General features: G+C 72.4%; 18 protein-coding genes. 3 read left to right on the top strand and 15 right to left on the bottom strand.

Annotation, left to right across the window (positions count from 1 at the left end; translation table 11 throughout):
• The 11 genes from ABZS51_RS39170 to ABZS51_RS39120 all read right to left on the bottom strand — a co-directional run.
• Nucleotides 1–1,314, bottom strand: a 1,314-nt coding sequence (locus tag ABZS51_RS39170; RefSeq protein WP_355452392.1) for a DEAD/DEAH box helicase, incomplete at its 3' end; no start/stop codon positions are given.
• Nucleotides 1,315–1,718: 404 nt separating this feature from the next.
• Nucleotides 1,719–2,078 carry a metal-sulfur cluster assembly factor gene (locus ABZS51_RS39165; protein ID WP_310708950.1) on the bottom strand — a complete coding sequence of 120 codons (360 nt, stop codon included), beginning with the start codon at nucleotides 2,076–2,078 and terminating at the stop codon, nucleotides 1,719–1,721.
• Complete coding sequence (gene sufU / locus ABZS51_RS39160; protein ID WP_355452389.1) at nucleotides 2,075–2,515, bottom strand: Fe-S cluster assembly sulfur transfer protein SufU; 441 nt, start codon at nucleotides 2,513–2,515, stop codon at nucleotides 2,075–2,077. Before sufU ends, ABZS51_RS39165 begins: the two co-directional genes overlap by 4 nt.
• Nucleotides 2,516–2,517: 2 nt before the next feature.
• Entirely contained in the window at nucleotides 2,518–3,813 is a 1,296-nt protein-coding gene (locus ABZS51_RS39155) for a cysteine desulfurase (RefSeq protein WP_355452386.1), read from the bottom strand.
• Nucleotides 3,810–4,556: a Fe-S cluster assembly ATPase SufC gene (sufC, locus tag ABZS51_RS39150; RefSeq protein WP_310708947.1), complete on the bottom strand. Its 747-nt coding sequence runs from the start codon at nucleotides 4,554–4,556 to the stop codon at nucleotides 3,810–3,812. Before sufC ends, ABZS51_RS39155 begins: the two co-directional genes overlap by 4 nt.
• A gap of 3 nt (nucleotides 4,557–4,559) precedes the next feature.
• The gene (locus tag ABZS51_RS39145; RefSeq protein ID WP_310708946.1) at nucleotides 4,560–4,877 is read right to left on the bottom strand and encodes a non-heme iron oxygenase ferredoxin subunit; all 318 of its coding nucleotides are present in this window, start codon (nucleotides 4,875–4,877) and stop codon (nucleotides 4,560–4,562) included.
• The gene (gene sufD, locus ABZS51_RS39140; protein ID WP_355452383.1) at nucleotides 4,874–5,998 is read right to left on the bottom strand and encodes a Fe-S cluster assembly protein SufD; all 1,125 of its coding nucleotides are present in this window, start codon (nucleotides 5,996–5,998) and stop codon (nucleotides 4,874–4,876) included. The genes ABZS51_RS39145 and sufD overlap by 4 nt, the downstream gene beginning before the upstream one ends.
• On the bottom strand, nucleotides 5,998–7,410 hold the full coding sequence (gene sufB, locus ABZS51_RS39135; RefSeq protein WP_310708944.1) for a Fe-S cluster assembly protein SufB: 1,413 nt from the start codon (nucleotides 7,408–7,410) through the stop codon (nucleotides 5,998–6,000). The genes sufD and sufB overlap by 1 nt, the downstream gene beginning before the upstream one ends.
• Complete coding sequence (locus ABZS51_RS39130) at nucleotides 7,407–8,108, bottom strand: metalloregulator ArsR/SmtB family transcription factor (RefSeq protein ID WP_355452380.1); 702 nt, start codon at nucleotides 8,106–8,108, stop codon at nucleotides 7,407–7,409. Before ABZS51_RS39130 ends, sufB begins: the two co-directional genes overlap by 4 nt.
• Nucleotides 8,109–8,199: 91 nt before the next feature.
• A complete protein-coding gene (locus ABZS51_RS39125) occupies nucleotides 8,200–9,486 on the bottom strand; it encodes a multidrug effflux MFS transporter (protein ID WP_355452377.1) in 1,287 nt (428 codons plus the stop codon).
• A 179-nt stretch (nucleotides 9,487–9,665) separates the two neighbouring features.
• The gene (locus ABZS51_RS39120; protein WP_355452374.1) at nucleotides 9,666–10,442 is read right to left on the bottom strand and encodes a VOC family protein; all 777 of its coding nucleotides are present in this window, start codon (nucleotides 10,440–10,442) and stop codon (nucleotides 9,666–9,668) included.
• 232 nt (nucleotides 10,443–10,674) lie between these two features.
• Between ABZS51_RS39120 and ABZS51_RS39115 the strand changes: the two genes are divergently transcribed.
• Together ABZS51_RS39115 and ABZS51_RS39110 are read left to right on the top strand one after the other, a co-directional pair.
• Entirely contained in the window at nucleotides 10,675–11,583 is a 909-nt protein-coding gene (locus tag ABZS51_RS39115) for an ABC transporter ATP-binding protein (RefSeq protein ID WP_355452371.1), read from the top strand.
• A complete protein-coding gene (locus ABZS51_RS39110) occupies nucleotides 11,580–12,359 on the top strand; it encodes an ABC transporter permease (protein ID WP_310708940.1) in 780 nt (259 codons plus the stop codon). The genes ABZS51_RS39115 and ABZS51_RS39110 overlap by 4 nt, the downstream gene beginning before the upstream one ends.
• 47 nt (nucleotides 12,360–12,406) lie before the next feature.
• Here ABZS51_RS39110 and ABZS51_RS39105 read toward each other — a convergent pair whose 3' ends face one another.
• Nucleotides 12,407–13,597: an MFS transporter gene (locus ABZS51_RS39105; RefSeq protein ID WP_355452368.1), complete on the bottom strand. Its 1,191-nt coding sequence runs from the start codon at nucleotides 13,595–13,597 to the stop codon at nucleotides 12,407–12,409.
• 140 nt (nucleotides 13,598–13,737) lie between these two features.
• Between ABZS51_RS39105 and ABZS51_RS39100 the strand changes: the two genes are divergently transcribed.
• Nucleotides 13,738–14,646 carry an EamA family transporter gene (locus ABZS51_RS39100; protein ID WP_310708938.1) on the top strand — a complete coding sequence of 303 codons (909 nt, stop codon included), beginning with the start codon at nucleotides 13,738–13,740 and terminating at the stop codon, nucleotides 14,644–14,646.
• Nucleotides 14,647–14,695: 49 nt separating this feature from the next.
• Here ABZS51_RS39100 and ABZS51_RS39095 read toward each other — a convergent pair whose 3' ends face one another.
• From ABZS51_RS39095 to ABZS51_RS39085, 3 genes are all read right to left on the bottom strand, one after another.
• Nucleotides 14,696–15,391, bottom strand: a complete 696-nt coding sequence (locus tag ABZS51_RS39095; protein ID WP_355452365.1) for a GntR family transcriptional regulator — start codon at nucleotides 15,389–15,391, stop codon at nucleotides 14,696–14,698.
• A 4-nt stretch (nucleotides 15,392–15,395) separates the two neighbouring features.
• On the bottom strand, nucleotides 15,396–16,427 hold the full coding sequence (locus ABZS51_RS39090) for an ornithine cyclodeaminase family protein (protein ID WP_355452362.1): 1,032 nt from the start codon (nucleotides 16,425–16,427) through the stop codon (nucleotides 15,396–15,398).
• Between the two features lie 3 nt (nucleotides 16,428–16,430).
• Nucleotides 16,431–17,308: proline racemase family protein (locus ABZS51_RS39085; protein WP_355452358.1), on the bottom strand; the 878-nt coding region annotated here is incomplete at its 5' end.

The raw sequence follows: 17,308 nt of genomic DNA, 5'->3' as shown, positions 1-17,308 counted from the left end.
CTCGACGAGCGCCCGGTCGAACGGCAGCCCCGCCGCCTCCAGCGCGTCGCGGTAGCCCTGGAAGCGCTCGCGCCGGGTGTAGAGGGCGGCGGGCATGCGGGCGCCCGTCACCTCGGCGACCCGCGGGTGTCCGGGGGTGGCCTTGAGGCGGAACGGCTGGATGCCGGCCCGGCGGGTGAGCTGGTCGGTGGAGCGGCGCTCGTTGGGCAGCACCAGCGTGACGACGGTGCCCTTCTCGCCCGCGCGGGCCGTGCGGCCGCCGCGGTGGAGGTAGCTCTTGTGGTCCTGCGGCGGGTCGACGTGCAGCACGAGGCTGATGTTGTCGACGTGGATGCCGCGGGCCGCGACGTCGGTGCAGACGAGCACGTTGACGGAGCCCTCGCGGAACTCGGCCAGGATGCGGGTGCGCTGGTTCTGGCGCTTGCCGCCGTGCAGGCCGCCCGACTTGACGCCGACCCGGGCCAGCTGCTTGCACAGCCGGTCCACGCCGTGCTGGGTGCGGACGAAGATGATCGTGCGGCCCTCGCGGTTGGCGATCTCGGCCGTGACGTCGAACTTGTCGTCACGCGTGACCTGCATCACGTGGTGCTCCATGGTGTCGACCGGGGAGGTCGCGGGAGCCACGGAGTGCGTGATCGGGTCCTTGAGGAAGCGCCGCACAAGCTTGTCGACGTCGCCGTCGAGCGTGGCGGAGAACAGCAGCCGCTGCCCGCCGGCCGGGGTCTGCGCGAGCAGCTCGGTGACGACGGGGAAGAAGCCGAGGTCACACATGTGGTCGGCCTCGTCGAGGACGCTCACCTCGATGTCGGACAGCGAGCACTCGCCCTGGCGGATGAGGTCGCCGAGCCGGCCGGGCGTGGCGATGACGATGTCGACGCCGCGCCGCAGCGCCTCGATCTGCTTGCCCATGGACATGCCGCCGACGATGACCTTCATCCGCAGGCCGAGGCCGCGGCCGAGCGGCTCCAGCGCGTCGTGGACCTGAAGGGCCAGCTCGCGGGTGGGGACGAGGATCATCGCGCGGGGACGGCCCGGCGCGGGCCGGACGCCGGCCAGGCGGGCCATGGTGGGCAGGCCGAAGGCGAGCGTCTTGCCGGAGCCGGTCTGGCCGCGGCCGAGGACGTCGGCGCCGGTGAGGACGTCGGGGATGGTCGCGGTCTGGATGGGGAAGGGGCTGTCGATGCCCTGGCGGGCCAGGCCGGTCACGAGCGGCTTGGGAAGACCCAGCAGCTCGAACTCGGAGATGCCCTGCTCGGGGGCGAGCTCGGGCAGGCCCTGCTCGGGGGCGAGCTCGGGCAGGACAGCGTCAAGCATGGTCACGAACGTCGTGCCTTTCAGTCGAAGTGGCGCGTCACTTCTGCGAAAGGACGAGCCAGGACGTGCGGCGCCGTGCCGCACTCATTGCCAGGCGCGGGTGATCGGCACCCGCTGGGGTGGGGACAGGCCCGGCCGGTGATCTCACCGGCACGCATCAGGGCCGTCTACGCGCACCCGCTTGCCGGCCGCAGGCGGCGAACGCACGCGATGGTGCGTTAGGTGCACGTGGTGCCAACGCGGGGAAGACCTCGGGTATTCCCCGGCCGGTCCGACTCTCGGACCGTGGCACGGACGCGGCCGGCACCGGGGTGCCGGCCGTACTGCTCAGAACGTACTGCTGGAACTGCTCAGAACGTGGTGCTGGAAGCTGATACTGCTGACTGATGCTGAAGGTCAGGAGATCAGACGTTGAAGCCTAGCATACGCAGCTGCTCACGGCCCTCGTCAGTGATCTTGTCGGGGCCCCACGGCGGGAGCCACACCCAGTTGATCTTCACATCGGAGACCATACCATCGAGCGCGGAGTGCGCCTGATCCTCGATAACGTCCGTGAGCGGGCAGGCCGCACTCGTGAGCGTCATGTCGATGGTGGCCACGGGGCGGCCGTCCTCGGCGGGGTCGAGGTTGAGGCCGTAGATCAGGCCCAGGTCGACGACGTTGATGCCGAGCTCGGGGTCGACGACGTCCTTGAGCGCCTCCATGACCTCCTCGACGGTGGCCTCACCGTCGAACGTGGTGGGCGTCTCCACCGGCTTGCTCATCTGCTGGCACTCCTCACTACAGCGTCCTTGTAGGCCATCCACGACAGCAGCGCGCACTTGACCCTGGCCGGGAACTTCGCGACCCCGGAGAACGCCACAGCGTCGCCGAGGACGTCCTCGTCGGCCTCCACCTGGCCCCTGCCCTGCATGAGCCGGGTGAACTCGTCGACGACCGACAGGGTCTCCTCCACCGTGGAGCCGGCGGTCAGCTCGTGCAGGACCGACGCGGCAGCCTGGCTGATGGAGCAGCCCTGGCCGTCGTAGGAGACGTCCTCGATCCGGCCGGCGTCGCCGAGCTTCACCCGGAGCGTGATCTCGTCGCCGCACGTCGGGTTCACGTGGTGGACCTCGGCGTCGTACGGCTCACGCAGCCCCCGCCCCTGCGGGTGCTTGTAGTGCTCCAGGATCAGCTCCTGGTACATCGACTCGCCGATCATGGCTATGCGAACACTTTCTGGACGTGGTGGAGGCCGCGCACCAGGGCGTCGATCTCGCCCGTGGTGTTGTACAGGTAGAACGACGCCCGCGTGGTCGCCGGTATTCCGAACCTGAGGTGCAGGGGGCGGGCGCAGTGGTGGCCGACGCGCACGGCGACGCCGAAGCTGTCGTCGAGGATCTGCCCCACGTCGTGCGGGTGGATGCCCTCCAGCGTGAAGGACAGGGTGGCGCCCCGCCGGTCCAGCGAGTCGGGCCCGATGAGCCGCAGCGTGGGCACCTCGCGCAGCGCGTCCAGCGCGTACGCCGTGAGCGTGCGCTCGTGCGCCTCGATGGCGTCCAGGCCGACGGCCTGGAGGTAGTCGACGGCCGCGCCGAGGCCGATGGCCTCGACGATCGGCGGGGTGCCCGCCTCGAACTTGTGCGGAATCGGCGCGTACGTCGAGTGGTCCATCCAGACCGCCTCGATCATCTCGCCGCCGCCCATGAACGGGGGCATGACGTCGAGCAGCTCGCCGCGTCCCCACAGCACGCCGATGCCGGAGGGGCCGAGCATCTTGTGACCGGTGAAGGCCACGAAGTCGACGCCCAGCTCGGCGACGTTCACGGGGTGGTGGGGCACGGACTGGGAGGCGTCGAGCATCACCAGGGCGCCCACCTCGCGGGCGCGCCGCAGCACGTCGGCGACCGGGTTGACGGTGCCGAGCACGTTGGACTGGTGGGCGATCGACACGATCTTCGTCCGCTCGGTGACCAGCTCGTCGAGGTTCGACAGGTCGAGCCGGCCCTCGTCGGTGACGCCGAACCACTTGAGCGTCGCGCCGGTGCGCTGGACGAGCATCTGCCACGGCACGATGTTGGAGTGGTGCTCCATCTCGGAGATGACGATCTCGTCGCCGGGGCCGAGCGCGAAGCGCGGGTCGGCGTCCTGGCCGGCGCCCTCGCCGCCCGGGGCCCACAGGTGGGGCCCGAAGGCGTGGGCGACCAGGTTGAGCGCCTCGGACGCGTTCTTGGTGAAGATCACCTCGTCGCGTGAGGGCGCGCCGACGAACGCGGCCACCTTGTCGCGCGCGCTCTCGTACGCCTCGGTCGACTCGGCGCCGAGCACGTGCATGGCGCGCCCGACGTTGCTGTAGTGCATCGCCAGGTGCTCGCGCACCGTCTCGACGACCGGCGTGGGCTTCTGCGATGAGTTGCCCGAGTCGAGGTAGACGAGCGGGCGCCCGCCGGGCAGCTCGCGGGAGAGAACCGGGAAGTCCTTCCTGATCCTCTCCACGTCGAAGCTGGTGGGATAAGTCATGCAGTCGCCTTCGTGTACTGCTCGTAGCCCTCGGACTCGAGCTTGTCGGCCAGCTCCGGCCCACCCTCCTCGACGATCCGGCCGGCCGCGAAGACGTGGACGAAGTCCGGCTTCACGTAGCGCAGGATGCGGGTGTAGTGGGTGATGAGCAGCACGCCCGTCTCGCCGGAGGCGCGGAAGCGGTTGATGCCCTCCGACACCACGCGCAGCGCGTCGACGTCGAGGCCGGAGTCGGTCTCGTCGAGCACCGCGATCTTGGGCTTGAGCAGCTCGAGCTGGAGGATCTCGTGGCGCTTCTTCTCACCGCCGGAGAAGCCCTCGTTGAGGTTGCGCTGGGCGAAGGCCGCGTCGATGGACAGGGCGTCCATGCCGCCCTTGAGGTCCTTGGCGAACTCGCGCAGCTTGGGCGCCTCGCCGCGCACCGCGGTGACGGCCGAGCGCAGGAAGTTGGACACCGAGACGCCGGGGACCTCGACGGGGTACTGCATGGCGAGGAACAGGCCGGCGCGGGCGCGCTCGTCGACCGACAGCTCCAGCAGGTCGACGCCGTCGAGCAGCACCTGACCGCCGGTGATCGTGTACTTGGGGTGGCCGGCGATGGCGTAGGCCAGGGTGGACTTGCCGGAGCCGTTGGGGCCCATGATGGCGTGGGTCTCGCCGGAGCTCACGGTGAGGTTGACGCCGCGCAGGATCGCCTTGTCGTCGACGGCGACCTGGAGGTCACGGATCTCAAGGGTGGACATTGTTTATGACTCCTTCGAGAGCGAGACGAGGACGTCGTCGCCGTCGATCTTGACTGTGTAGGTGTTCACGGGCCTGGTGGCGGGGGGGCCGGTGGGCTTGCCGGTCCGGACGTCGAAGCACGAGCCGTGCAGCCAGCACTCCAGCGTGCCGTCGTAGACCTCTCCCTCGCTGAGCTTGACCTCGGCGTGGGAGCAGATGTCGTGCAGGGCGAAGACCTCCTCGCCCTTGCGGACGAGCGCGACCGGGGTGTCGTCCACCTCGACGCCGATCACCCCGCCGTCGGGGATGTCGGTGACGCTGCACACCTTCTCGAAACTCATCGGGCCAGCTCCGCCTCCACCGCGCTCATCACGCGCTCGCGGATCTCGTCGATCTGGATGCGCTCGATGAGCTGGCCGAGGAAGCCCCGGATGACGAGGCGGCGCGCCTCGTCGAAGGGGATGCCGCGGGCCTGCAGGTAGAAGATGTGCTCGTCGTCGAGGCGGCCCGACGTCGAGGCGTGACCCGCGCCGGCGACCTCGCCGGTGAGGATCTCCAGGTTGGGCACCGAGTCGGCGCGGGCGCCGTCGGTGAGGATGAGGTTGCGGTTGAGCTCGTAGGTGTCGGTGCCCTCGGCCTCGACCCTGATGATCACGTCGCCGATCCAGACGGCGTGGGCGTTCTCGCCCTGCAGGGCGCCGCGGTAGTCGACGTTGCTCTTGCAGTTGGGCTGCGAGTGGTCGACCAGGAGGCGGTGCTCCAGGTGCTGGCCCGCGTCGGCGAAGTACACGCCGGACAGGTCGGCGTCGCCGCCCGGGCCGGTGTAGGACACGCTGGGCGACAGCCGGACGAGGTCGCCGCCGAGGGTCACCGCGAAGCTGCGGAAGGTGGCGTCCTTGGCCAGCTGGGCGTGGTGGTGCGACACGTGGACCGCGTCGTCCTCCCAGTCCTGGAGGCTGACGACCTTGAGGGAGGCGCCGTCGCCGACGACGAACTCGATGTTGTCGGCGTAGACCGCGCCGCCCTGGTGCTCGATGACGACCACGGCCTCGGCCAGCGGCTCCACCCTGACCACGGTGTGGCCGTAGGAGGCGCCGTCGGTGCCGCCGCCGCGCACCTCGACGCGGATCGGCTCCTGCGGGGTGGCCTCCTTCGGCACCGTGATGACCAGGGCCTTCTCGAAGGCGTTGTAGGCCTGGGCGCTGACCCGGTCGGCCGGCACGTACGCCTGGCCGATGCGCGGGTCGTCGCGGCCGACCCACTCGGCGCTCACGCCGGCCGGGGTGTAGGCCTGGACGACCACCTGTCCGGTGGCCTCGGCCTTGCCGTTGTGCAGGCCCTTGAGGCGCGACAGCGGGGTGAAGCGCCAGGCTTCCTCGCGCCCGGTGGGCACGTCGAAGTCGCCCAGGTCGTACGACGCCTTCTCGTGCAGGGTCGACAGGGGCTTCTCGTTCAGGCCCATCAGCCGACGGCTCCTTCCATCTGCAGCTCGATCAGCCGGTTGAGCTCGAGCGCGTACTCCATCGGCAGCTCACGCGCGATCGGCTCGACGAAGCCGCGCACGATCATCGCCATCGCCTCGTCCTCGCCGAGCCCGCGGCTCATGAGGTAGAACAGCTGGTCCTCGCTGACCTTGGAGACCGTGGCCTCGTGCCCCATCGACACGTCGTCCTCGCGGACGTCGACGTAGGGGTAGGTGTCGGAGCGGCTGATCTGGTCGACGAGCAGCGCGTCGCACTTGACGGTGCTGGCGCTGCCGTGGGCGCCCTCCTCGATCTGCACGAGACCGCGGTAGGAGGTGCGGCCGCCGCCGCGCGCCACCGACTTGGAGATGACGCTGGAGCTGGTGTGCGGCGCCAGGTGCACCATCTTGGAGCCGGCGTCCTGGTGCTGGCCCTCGCCGGCGAACGCGACGCTCAGGGTCTCGCCCTTGGCGTGCTCGCCCATGAGGTAGACGGCCGGGTACTTCATCGTGACCTTGGAGCCGATGTTGCCGTCGATCCACTCCATGGTGGCGCCCTCGTAGGCGACGGCGCGCTTGGTCACCAGGTTGTAGACGTTGTTCGACCAGTTCTGGATGGTCGTGTAACGGCAGCGGGCGTTCTTCTTCACGATGATCTCGACGACCGCGGAGTGCAGCGAGTCGGACGAGTAGATCGGCGCGGTGCAGCCCTCGACGTAGTGGACGTAGGAGTTCTCGTCCACGATGATCAGGGTCCGCTCGAACTGGCCCATGTTCTCGGTGTTGATCCGGAAGTACGCCTGGAGCGGGATCTCGACCTCGACGTTCGGCGGCACGTAGATGAACGAGCCACCGGACCACACGGAGGTGTTGAGAGCGGCGAACTTGTTGTCGCCGACCGGGATGACCGAGCCGAAGTACTCCTTGAAGAGCTCCTCGTGCTCCTTCAGGCCCGTGTCGGTGTCGACGAAGATGACACCCTTCTCCTCGAGGTCCTCACGGATCTTGTGGTAGACGACCTCGGACTCGTACTGGGCGGCGACGCCGGCGATGAGGCGCTGCTTCTCCGCCTCGGGGATGCCCAGCTTGTCGTAGGTGTTCTTGATGTCCGCGGGCAGCTCGTCCCAGGAGGCGGCCTGCTTCTCCGTCGAGCGGACGAAGTACTTGATGTTGTCGAAGTCGATGCCGGTGAGGTCGGAACCCCAGGTGGGCAGCGGCTTCTTGTCGAACAGGCGGAGGCCCTTCAGGCGAAGGTCGAGCATCCACTCCGGCTCGTTCTTGAGCCCGGAGATGTTGCGCACGACTTCCTCGGACAGGCCGCGCTTGGCCGCCGCCCCGGCGGCATCCGGGTCGGCCCAGCCGAACTTGTAATTTCCGAGGCCTTCCAGCTCCGGGCGGTCGGTGACAGTCACCTTCCGGTCTCCTTGCTCTTGTCTCTATGTACGGGATCACCCAGCGATTGCGGGCTGACGTGCGTGGTGCAGACCCCGTCGCCATGGGCGATCGTGGCCAGGCGCTGCACGGGGGTGCCGAGGAGTCGCGCGAACGCCTCCGTCTCGGCCTCGCAGAGCTGCGGGAACTCCGCCGCCACGTGCGCCACGGGGCAGTGGTGCTGGCAGAGCTGGTCACCGCCCGACTTGGCCTTGGTGGAGGAGGCGGCGTAGCCCTCCGCGGAGAGCGCCTGCGCCAGCACCTCGACGCGCCGCTCCGGGGCCACCGAGCTCATGACCGGCTCCAGCCGCCGCAGCAGGCCGGAGACCTGTGTGCGGGCGAAGTCGGTCACCGCTTCGTCCCCCATGCGCTCGGCCAGGAAGCGCAGGGCGCTCCCGGCCAGGTCGTCATAGGCGTGCTCGAAGGCACTGCGCCCCGCGTCGGTGATGGCGAACAGCTTGGCCGGTCGCCCTCGCCCGCGCTGGCCGCGTGGCCGTACCGTGCGAGGCTCTATCATCCCGTCGGACAGCAGCGCGTCGAGATGGCGGCGGACGGCGGCCGGGGTCAGCCCGAGCCGTTCGCCCAGCGCGGCGGCCGCGATGGGACCGTGCTCCAGGATGAGCCGGGCCACGCGCGCACGGGTGCTGCGCTCACTGCCTGGCTCGATCGTGGTGGACACGTTTTTCACAACATCAGTGTGCCGTAATTCCTTCCCGCCCCACAAATGGATCCGTGGAATGAGTCAATGCAATTTCTCACTCAGGTAAGGCTTACCTAATCCCCTGCTCGGCGGCCTGGAGGGACCCCCGCGGCCGTCCCCGCAGAACGGTGAAGACGAGGGCCGCGAGAACGAGCAGCACCAGCATGACGGCGGCCATCGGCGTCGCCGAGCCGGACCCCACGAGACCCACCAGCGGGGCCGCCAGCGCGCCCAGCGCGAACTGCAGCACCCCGAGCAGGGCGGAGGCGCTGCCCGCGACCTGCGGCGGCTGCCCGGCCAGGGCGAGCGCGCCGGTGCCCGGCAGGACGAGGCCCTGCCCGCACATGATGACGAACAGCCCCGCCACGATCCCGGCCAGCCCGAGCCCGGTGGCCGCGGCCGCCAGCAGCAGCGCGGCGCCCGCGACGGCGACGGCCAGGCCGGTGAAGACCAGCCGCGCCGGCGCCACCCGGCCCGCGAGCCGCCCGCCGACCTGCGCCATGACGGTCAGGCCGAGCGCGTTGAGCCCGAAGATGAGGGAGTACTGCGAGGGCGTGGCGTGGTACACCTCCTGGATCACGAACGGCGATCCGGAGATGTAGGCGAACATCGCGGCGAACCCCAGCCCGGCCGTCAGGGCGGAGCCCATGAACGGGCGGTCGCGCAGCAGCCGGCCGAAGGTGCGCAGGGTGTGCCGCAGGCCGCCGCTCTCCCGGCTTCCCGCCGGCAGGGTCTCGCGCACCCCGAAGACCACGGCCAGCAGCAGCACCACCCCGGCGACGCTGAGCGCGACGAACACGCCCCGCCACGAGGTGAACTCCAGCAGCTGGGCGCCGGCCACGGGCGCGAGGATCGGCGCGAGGCCGCTGACGAGCATGAGCGTGGCGAAGATGCGGGCGATCGCGGCGCCGTCGTACAGGTCGCGCACCACGGCGCGGACGATCACCAGGGCCGCGCCGCCGAGCACGCCCTGCAGCAGCCGCAGCCCGATGAGCACGGGCACGGACGGCGCGAACGCGCACAGCAGCGAGGACAGCGCGAACCCGGCGACCCCGACGAGCAGCGGCATCCTGCGCCCGCGCACGTCGCTCACGGGGCCGGCGACCACCTGGCCGGCGGAGACGCCGATGAGGCAGGCCGTCAGCGTGAGCTGGACCTGGGCGGGCGTGCTGAGCAGCTCGCCGGTGATGGCGGGCAGCGCGGGCAGGTACATGTCGATGGACAGCGGGCCGATGGCCGACAGCGCGCCGAGCACGAACAGGAGCAGGGCCGTGCCCCGCTTCGCCTGACGGTCGTCCCCCTCGATCCCCGCCGGTTCGGATGCCGTCGGCGACCCTGATACGGACGACCCGTTCACGGACGCCCCATTTACGGACGACCCAGTCACGGACGACCCCGTTATGGACGACGCTGATGCGGACGATGCCGCCGGCGCCACGGACATGCGTGTACCCCTCTCCCTCGCAGGCTGCGGCCCACGAGGGCCGAGGGAGTCCAACAGCGGTAAAGTCCTCCTAATTCCCGGTTATCTGATTTTTACTGATTTTCGGTGAGCTGGATCACCGACAGGGCCGCCCCCTGCGGGTCCGTGAGCATCCCGAACCGGCCCGGCGGCGCGTCCATGGACTCCACGAGGATCTGCGCGCCGCCGCGCCGGGCCGCCGCGATGGTCGCGTCGAGGTCGGCGACCGCGAAGTAGACCATCCAGTGCGACGGCGTCTCCGGCGGGTACATGGGGCTCATCTCGATCATTCCGGCGACACTCCGGCCGCCGGAGTGCCACTCGGTGTAGGTGACGCCGTCCATCTGCTGCGGCTGCGGGGTCCAGCCGAACACCGTCCGGTAGAACCGCTCCGCCGCCCCGGGGTCGCGGGTGACCAGCTCGGCCCAGCAGAACGAGACCGGCTCGTTGACCAGCTCGGCGCCGGGGTGGCGGCCCGCCTGCCAGATCGACGCGTACGCGCCGTCGGGGCTCTGCAGGACCGCCATCCGGCCCTCCTCCATGACCTGCATCGGCCCGGCCACGACGGCCCCGCCGGCGTTCTTGACCCGGTCGACGGTCGCGTCGGCGTCCTCGACGGCCACGTAGGTGTTCCAGTGGGGCGGCATGCCCTCGCCGTACAGGGGGCCCACGCCGGCGACCCGCTTGTCACCGTGGAAGAACTGGCCGTAGCCCCCGGCCGCGGGGTCGTCGGCCATCTCGGCCCGCCAGCCGAAGACCTCGCCGTAGAAGCGCACCGACGCGCCGACGTCGGAACTCGACAGATCCACCCAGCACGGGACACCCGGCTCGTAGGCGCTGCGCTCTGACATGGGAACCCTCCTTGCCGTCCTCGCCGGCCGCCGTCGCCGTCGACGGCCGCCCGGCTCTCCCCCGCCATCAGGCTTTCACCCGGTCCGTGCCCCTGCCGGGAAACGCCGGGCAAACAGGTGGCCATATCCGGCCAGGAGCCGGGCCGGGGCCGGGACGGGTGATCGGGCGGGTGATCCGGCAGCGGCCGGGCTGCGCACGAGACCGCTGCCCGCAGTCCTTAGACTCGTGGCCATGGACTCCCCAGCCGTCGAGATCATCGGCCTGGTCAAGCGCTACGACGGCACGACCGCGGTCGACGGCCTGTCGCTGCGCGCCGGCCGCGGCGCGGTGACGGCCGTGCTCGGGCCCAACGGCGCGGGCAAGACGTCCACGGTGGAGATCTGCGAGGGGTTCCGCACAGCCGACGGGGGCACCGTGCGGGTGCTGGGCCTGCCGCCCGACGCCCCCGCGCTGCGGCCCCGGGTGGGGGTCATGCTCCAGTCGGGCGGCGTGCCGCCCGCGACGCGCTGCGGCGAGTGGCTGCGCCTGGTGTCCCGCTTCTACGCCCGTCCCCTCGACGTCGAGGCCCTGCTCGTACGGCTGGGCCTGGCCGCCCACGCCCGCACCCCGTACCGCCGGCTGTCGGGCGGGCAGCAGCAGCGGCTGTCGCTGGCCGCGGCGGTCGTCGGGCGGCCGGAGCTGGTGTTCCTCGACGAGCCGACGGCCGGGCTCGACCCGCAGGCCCGGCACGCCTGCTGGGACCTCGTGGCCGACCTGCGCGCGGCGGGCGTCTCGGTGGTGCTCACCACGCACCACATGGACGAGGCCGAGCGGCTGGCCGACCACGTCGTGATCATCGACGGCGGACGGGTGGTGGCCGAGGGCAGCCCGGCCACGCTGACCGGCGCCGAGCGGCAGCTCCGCTTCCGCGCCCGCCCCGGGCTGGCGCTGGAGGAGCTGCTCAACGCCCTGCCGTCGGGCAGCGCGGCCAAGGAGTCGCCGGCCGGCCACTACATCGTCGAGGGGCAGGTGGGCCCCGAGCTGCTGGCCACCGTGACCGCCTGGTGCGCGGCCGAGGGCGTCACGGCCGACGACCTGCGCATCGAGCGCCGCACGCTGGAGGACGTCTTCCTGGAACTGACGGGCAGGGAGCTGCGATGACGGCGCCGCACACGACCACGCTGGACCTCACGCCCGCGCCGGGGGCGGCGCCGTTCCCGCGCATGGTGCTCGCCCAGGCGGGCGCGGAGGTGCGCGCGACGCTGCGCAACGGCGAGCAGCTCCTGCTCACCCTCGTCATCCCGGTGCTGCTGCTCGCCGGGTTCACGGTGGCGCCGCTCATCGACGTGGGCGGGGGCAGCCGGGTGGCGTTCCTGGCCCCTGGCGTGCTCGCGCTGGCGGTCATGTCGACGGCGTTCACCGGGCAGGCGATCGCGACCGGGTTCGAGCGGCGCTACGGCGTGCTGAAGCGGCTCGGCGCGACCCCGCTGTCGCGGGCCGGGCTCATGCTGGCCAAGACGGCGGCGGTGCTCGTGGTGGAGCTCCTCCAGGTCGTGGTGGTCACGGCGGTGGGACTGGCGCTCGGCTGGCGGCCGCACGGGTCGTTCGCGGCGGCGGCGCTGCTCGTGGTGCTGGGCACGGCGGCCTTCAGCGGGCTCGCGCTGCTCATGGCCGGCACGCTGCGGGCCGAGGCGACGCTGGCCGCGGCCAACCTCGTCTACCTGGTGCTGCTGGGGGCGGGCGGGGTGATGTTCCCGCTGTCGAAGCTGCCGGAGGCGGTGCGGCCGGCGCTGGAGGTGCTGCCCATCTCGGCGCTCACCGGGGGGCTGCGGACGGTGCTGTCGGGCGGGGCGCTCCCGCTGGGCGCGCTGGGGGTGCTGGCCGCGTGGGCGGTGCTGTCCCTCGGGCTGGCCTCGCGCACGTTCCGCTGGGAGTGACGCCTGGCACCGGTGACGCCCGCACGTCCCGCGGCCGGTGCGAACGGTCACGCCGGTCGCGGGGCGTCCGGCGGGGGCGTGCCGTACCTGTGGCGGCCCATGACGGCGACGGCCGTGAGCGGCAGCGCCACCGCCGCCGCCACGCCGAACAGCAGCCCGTACGACCCGTCACCGGCGAGCGGCCCGCCCGCCCAGGACGAGGCCGCCCCGCCGATGAACAACGCCGCCGCGAAGAACGCCACGGCCGTCCCCCTGGCGCGGGGCGCGACGCTGGTCGCCCAGTTCTGCAGTGACGAGTGCATGAACGACCAGCCGCCGCCGAACAGCAGCGCCGCCGCCATCACCGTCACCAGGTTCACGTGGACGGCGACGAGCGCGTGCCCGAGGCAGAGCTGCGTGCCGCCGACCGCGATGAGCAGCGGCGCCGGCCAGGTCCGCGACAACCGCTTGACCAGCCGGCTCAGCAGCCACAGCCCCACCCCGTACACCGCGGTGGCCAGGCCCGCCACGGCGGCCGTGACCCCGTGGTGCTGGAGCGCGGTGGCCAGGAACGGCAGCAGCCCCAGCAGGACGGCCCCCTCCACGAACGCCAGCGCGAACACCAGCAGCGCCCACCGCTCCCGCAGCACCGCGCCCACGTGCGCGCCGAGCCCGCCGACGGCGCCCCGGGACGGCTCCGGCACCGAGCGCAGGCCGAGCGCGCACGCCAGGGCGCACAGGGCGGCCGTGACGAAGACCACGCGCCAGCTCACCAGGTCGGCCAGCACGCCGCCGAAGCCGGTCGCCACGGCGGTGCCGAGCGCGGCCGTGCCCATGAGGTCCGTCAGGGCGCGCTGGCGGATCGGCGCCGCGACGGTGTCGCCGACGTACGTGAGCGAGGTGGGGATCACGGCGCCGAAGCAGGCGCCCGCCACGACGCGGAGCGTGACCAGCGGGACGAGCGAGGGCATCAGCGCGGAGGCCAGGCCCGCCGCGGTGGCGCCCAGCAGCGCGGCCCGCATCACCGGCATGCGCCCGAACCGGTCGGACAGCACCCCCCACAGCGGCTGGGACAGGCCGTAGGCGAGGTAGTAGCCGCTGGCCGCCGCGACGGCCGCGGCGAGCGTGACGCGGAGGTCCAGGGCGATCAGCACCAGCATGGGGCCGACGGCGAAGCGGTCGAAGCTGCTGACGAAGGACGCCGCGGACAGCGCGAACGGCGGCCGCACCAGGGTGACGGGCGGAGCGGGTGCGGTCATGTCTCCATCGCGGGACCGGAGGTGTTCGGGTGACGGACATTCGTCCTACCACCCCAAGTGGGGAAATATCGAGGTCGGCGACTATCCTCAGCTATCGCCCTGTTCCGGCCGGGCGCCTGACCAGCTCCCCGAGGAGTACCGTGACCGCCTTCGCCCTCGACGACCCCTTCGACCGCAGGTCAGGAGTACCGCGGCCGGGAAGTCTCCTGCGCTCGGCGGCCGACTCCATGCCGCCGTCGGGGCTCGTCCTGCTGGCGATCTTCTCCGTGCAGCTCGGCGCGGGGTTCGCCAAGGAGCTGTTCGCGGCGCTGCCGCCGAGTGCGGTGGTGTTCCTGCGGATCACGGCGGGCGCGATCATCATGGGCGCGGTGGCCCGGCCGAAGCTCCGGGGGATGTCCTGGCGCCACTGGGCGGTCGGGCTCGGCTTCGGCGCGACGCTCGGCCTGATGAACCTGTCGTTCTACGAGGCGTTGTCGCGGCTGCCGATGGGGATCGCGGTGGCGATCGAGTTCCTCGGCCCGCTCGGCGTGGCCGTGGCCGCGTCGCGGCGGCGGCTGGACCTGCTGTGGGTCGGGCTGGCCGGGCTGGGCGTCGTGCTGCTCGCGCCGTGGGGCCAGTCGCAGAGCGTGAGCTGGGCCGGCATCGGGTTCGCCCTGGTGGCCGGCGTCTGCTGGGCGGCCTACATCGTGCTGTCGGCCGCGGCGGGGCGGCGCTTCCCAGGGACGTCGGGGCTGTCGTTCGCGATGATCGTCTCGGCCGTGGTGGTGGCGCCGGTGGGCGTCGCGACGGGCGGGGCCGACCTGCTCCAGCCCGAGCTGGTGCTCATCGGGCTCGGGGTGGGGCTGCTGTCGTCGGTGATCCCGTACTCGCTGGAGCTGCAGGCGCTGCGCCGGATGCCCAAGCACGTGTTCGGCATCCTCATGAGCCTGGAGCCGGCCGTGGCGGCGATGATCGGGCTGGTGGTGCTGGGCGAGGTGCTGCACATGCAGCAGTGGGCGGCCATCGCCTGCATCGTGGCGGCGAGCCTGGGCGCGACCCGCTCCCGCTGAGCCCGACCTCCCGGCCGCTCCCGGACGCTCTGGGGCGTTCCAGGGCGTTCTAGGCGCCGGCCGGCTCCTGGCCGGTCTGCTCGGGGCCGGCCCAGATGCCGCGGACGTGGCCGATGTGCTCGGCCATGATGTGCCCCACCGCGTCGCGGTCGCCGGCCTCCAGCGCGTCGAGCAGGGCCAGGTGCTCGCGCGCCGACCCGGCCAGCTTGTCGCCCGGCAGCGTCGACAGCCCGTACAGGCGGGCGCGGGTGCGCAGGTCCGTGACGATCGACACCAGGCGGGAGTTGCCCGACAGGGCCAGCAGCTCCACGTGGAAGCGCAGGTCCGCGTCCACGTACGCGAGCAGGTCGCCCCGCTCGGCGGCCGCGACGATCTCCTCGGCCAGCGGCCGGAGCCGGGCGAACCCCGTGGCGGGGGCGCCGCCGGCCAGTCGCGTCACGGTCGGCACCTCGATCAGCCGCCGCAGCTCGGTCAGCTCGTCCAGGTCGCGGGCGGACAGCTCGGCTACGCGGAAGCCCTTGTTGCGCACGGCCTCGACGAGGCCCTCCTTGGCCAGGTCGAGCATCGCCTCGCGGACGGGCGTGGCCGAGACGCCGAACTGCTGCGCCAGCGCGGGCGCGGAGTAGACCACCCCGGGGCGCATCTCGCCCGTGACCAGCGCCGCGCGCAGCGCGTGGGCCACCTGCTCGCGCAGGCTCTGCCGCTCTCCGACGGCCGGCAGGTCGAGCCGGTGCTCCGCGCCCATGCGCTCATCCCTTCGCTACGTCCCACGCCTCGTACGCGGCTGCCGCCACCACCAGGTCCTCCCACGCCATGCCCGTGCTCTTGAAGACGCGAGGCCCGGGACCCGGGGCGACCCGGCCGGCGATCAGCTCGGCGAGGTTTCCGGCGAGATGACCAGTGGTGATCGTACCGTGGCGGATCGGCGCCATCACGTCCCCCGCCTCGGCCAGGGCGGAGGAGCGGGCCTCGACGACCACGGTGGCGCGGGCGACGAGCTCGTCGTCGAGCTCGCGGGCGTCGGGCTCGTGCGAGCCGACCGCGACGACGGTGGCGCCGTCGCGGGGCAGGGCGCCGGGGAACAGCGGCAGCCTGGCGGTGGTGCAGCAGGCGACGAGGTCGGCCCGGCAGAGCGCCTCGCGCAGCGCGCCCGGCTCCGGGGCGGAGCCCGTCACGGGCAGCGCGCGGGCGCGCAGGCCCAGATCACGGCAGTGGGCGGCCAGCGCTTCGGCCCGGGCGGCGTCGCGGCCTGCGACGGTGACGGTCTGGACGGGGCGTACCGCGGCGAACGCCTCGACGTGCCCGTACGCCTGCGGCCCCGTGCCGAACACCAGCAGGTCGCGCGCGTCCGGCTCGGCCAGGTGGCGCACGGCCAGCGCGGAGACGGCCGGGGTGCGCAGCGAGGTGAGCGCGACCCCGTCGAGGGCGGCCAGCGGCGTCAGGGTGCCGCCCTCGAACAGCAGGTACGTCCCCTGGATGCGGGGCAGCCCGCGCTCCGCGTTGCCCGGGGCGACGGTGACGGCCTTGACCCCCGCGTACCGGCCCGCGGCTGCGGGCATCAGCAGAAGCTGGCCGCCGGGCAGGTCCGCGGCGGTGCGCAGGGGCGTGTCCTCGGGGTCCAGCCCGGCCCGCAGCGCGTCCTCCAGGATGCCCACCGCCCGCGCGACGGGCACCAGCCGTCGCAGCGTGCCGGCGTCGAGGTAGGGCAGCGCCGCAGCGGACGGGCCCGGACTCCACGGGGCGGGGCCGGGCCGGGCGTCCATGCTCGGATCATCCTGCACGCGTCACCTCAGCACGAACCCGGTGCCGAGCGGGTCGTCCGGATCCAGCTCGAAGGCGTGCCGGCCGGTGCGGTACGCCATTCCCTCGACCTCCGGCACCACCGCCTCCCCCGTGACCCGGGCGACGCGGGCCCGGAAGGTGGAGCCCACGACGCTGTCGTGGATCAGCGGCTCGCGGACCCCGTCGTCGTGCAGCAGCGCCAGGCGCGCGGCCGTGCCGGAGCCGCACGGCGAGCGGTCCACCTCGCCGTCGGCGAAGACGGTGACGTTGCGCTGGCGGACGTGGCCGTCCTCGCCGGGCAGGTCGTCATGGAAGATCACGCCGTAGACGCCGGACAGCCGCTGGTCCTCGGGGTGCCGCGTGGCCGGGTGCCCCTCCAGCGCCCGCTTGATCCGGCGGGCGCGGGCGATCAGCTCGGTCAGGTGCTCGGGCCGCGCCTCCAGCCCCGCCGCGCGGGCCGGCAGGCTGGCGTAGACGGCGCCGCCGTAGGCGAGGTCCACGCGGGTGCCGTCCGCGGGGACGTCGCGGGCGAGCACGAACGACGGGACGCCGACGAACGTGACGGCCACGATCCGCCCGGCCGCGCGGCGGACCCGGGCGGTGACGCGCCCCGACGGCACGTCCACCACGACGTCGGTCTCCCCGTCGGGCGCGGCGGGCACCAGGCCCTCGCGGACGACGTGGACGCCGAGCGCGATCGTGCCGTGCCCGCAGGCGGTGGAGAAGCCGTCCTTGTGCCAGAACAGCGCCCCGAGGTGGGCTCCCGGGTCGTCCGGAGGGACGAGGAAGCAGCCGTACATGTCGGCGTGGCCGCGCGGCTCGTGGCAGAGCAGCCGCCGCAGCCGGTCGGCCTCGCCGCCGGGGCGGCGGGCGTGCTCGC

It is taken from the genome of Nonomuraea sp. NPDC005501 (assembly GCF_040605905.1).
Taxonomy (GTDB): Bacteria; Actinomycetota; Actinomycetes; order Streptosporangiales; family Streptosporangiaceae; genus Nonomuraea.
This window is presented reverse-complemented; position numbering and strand designations above follow the sequence as displayed.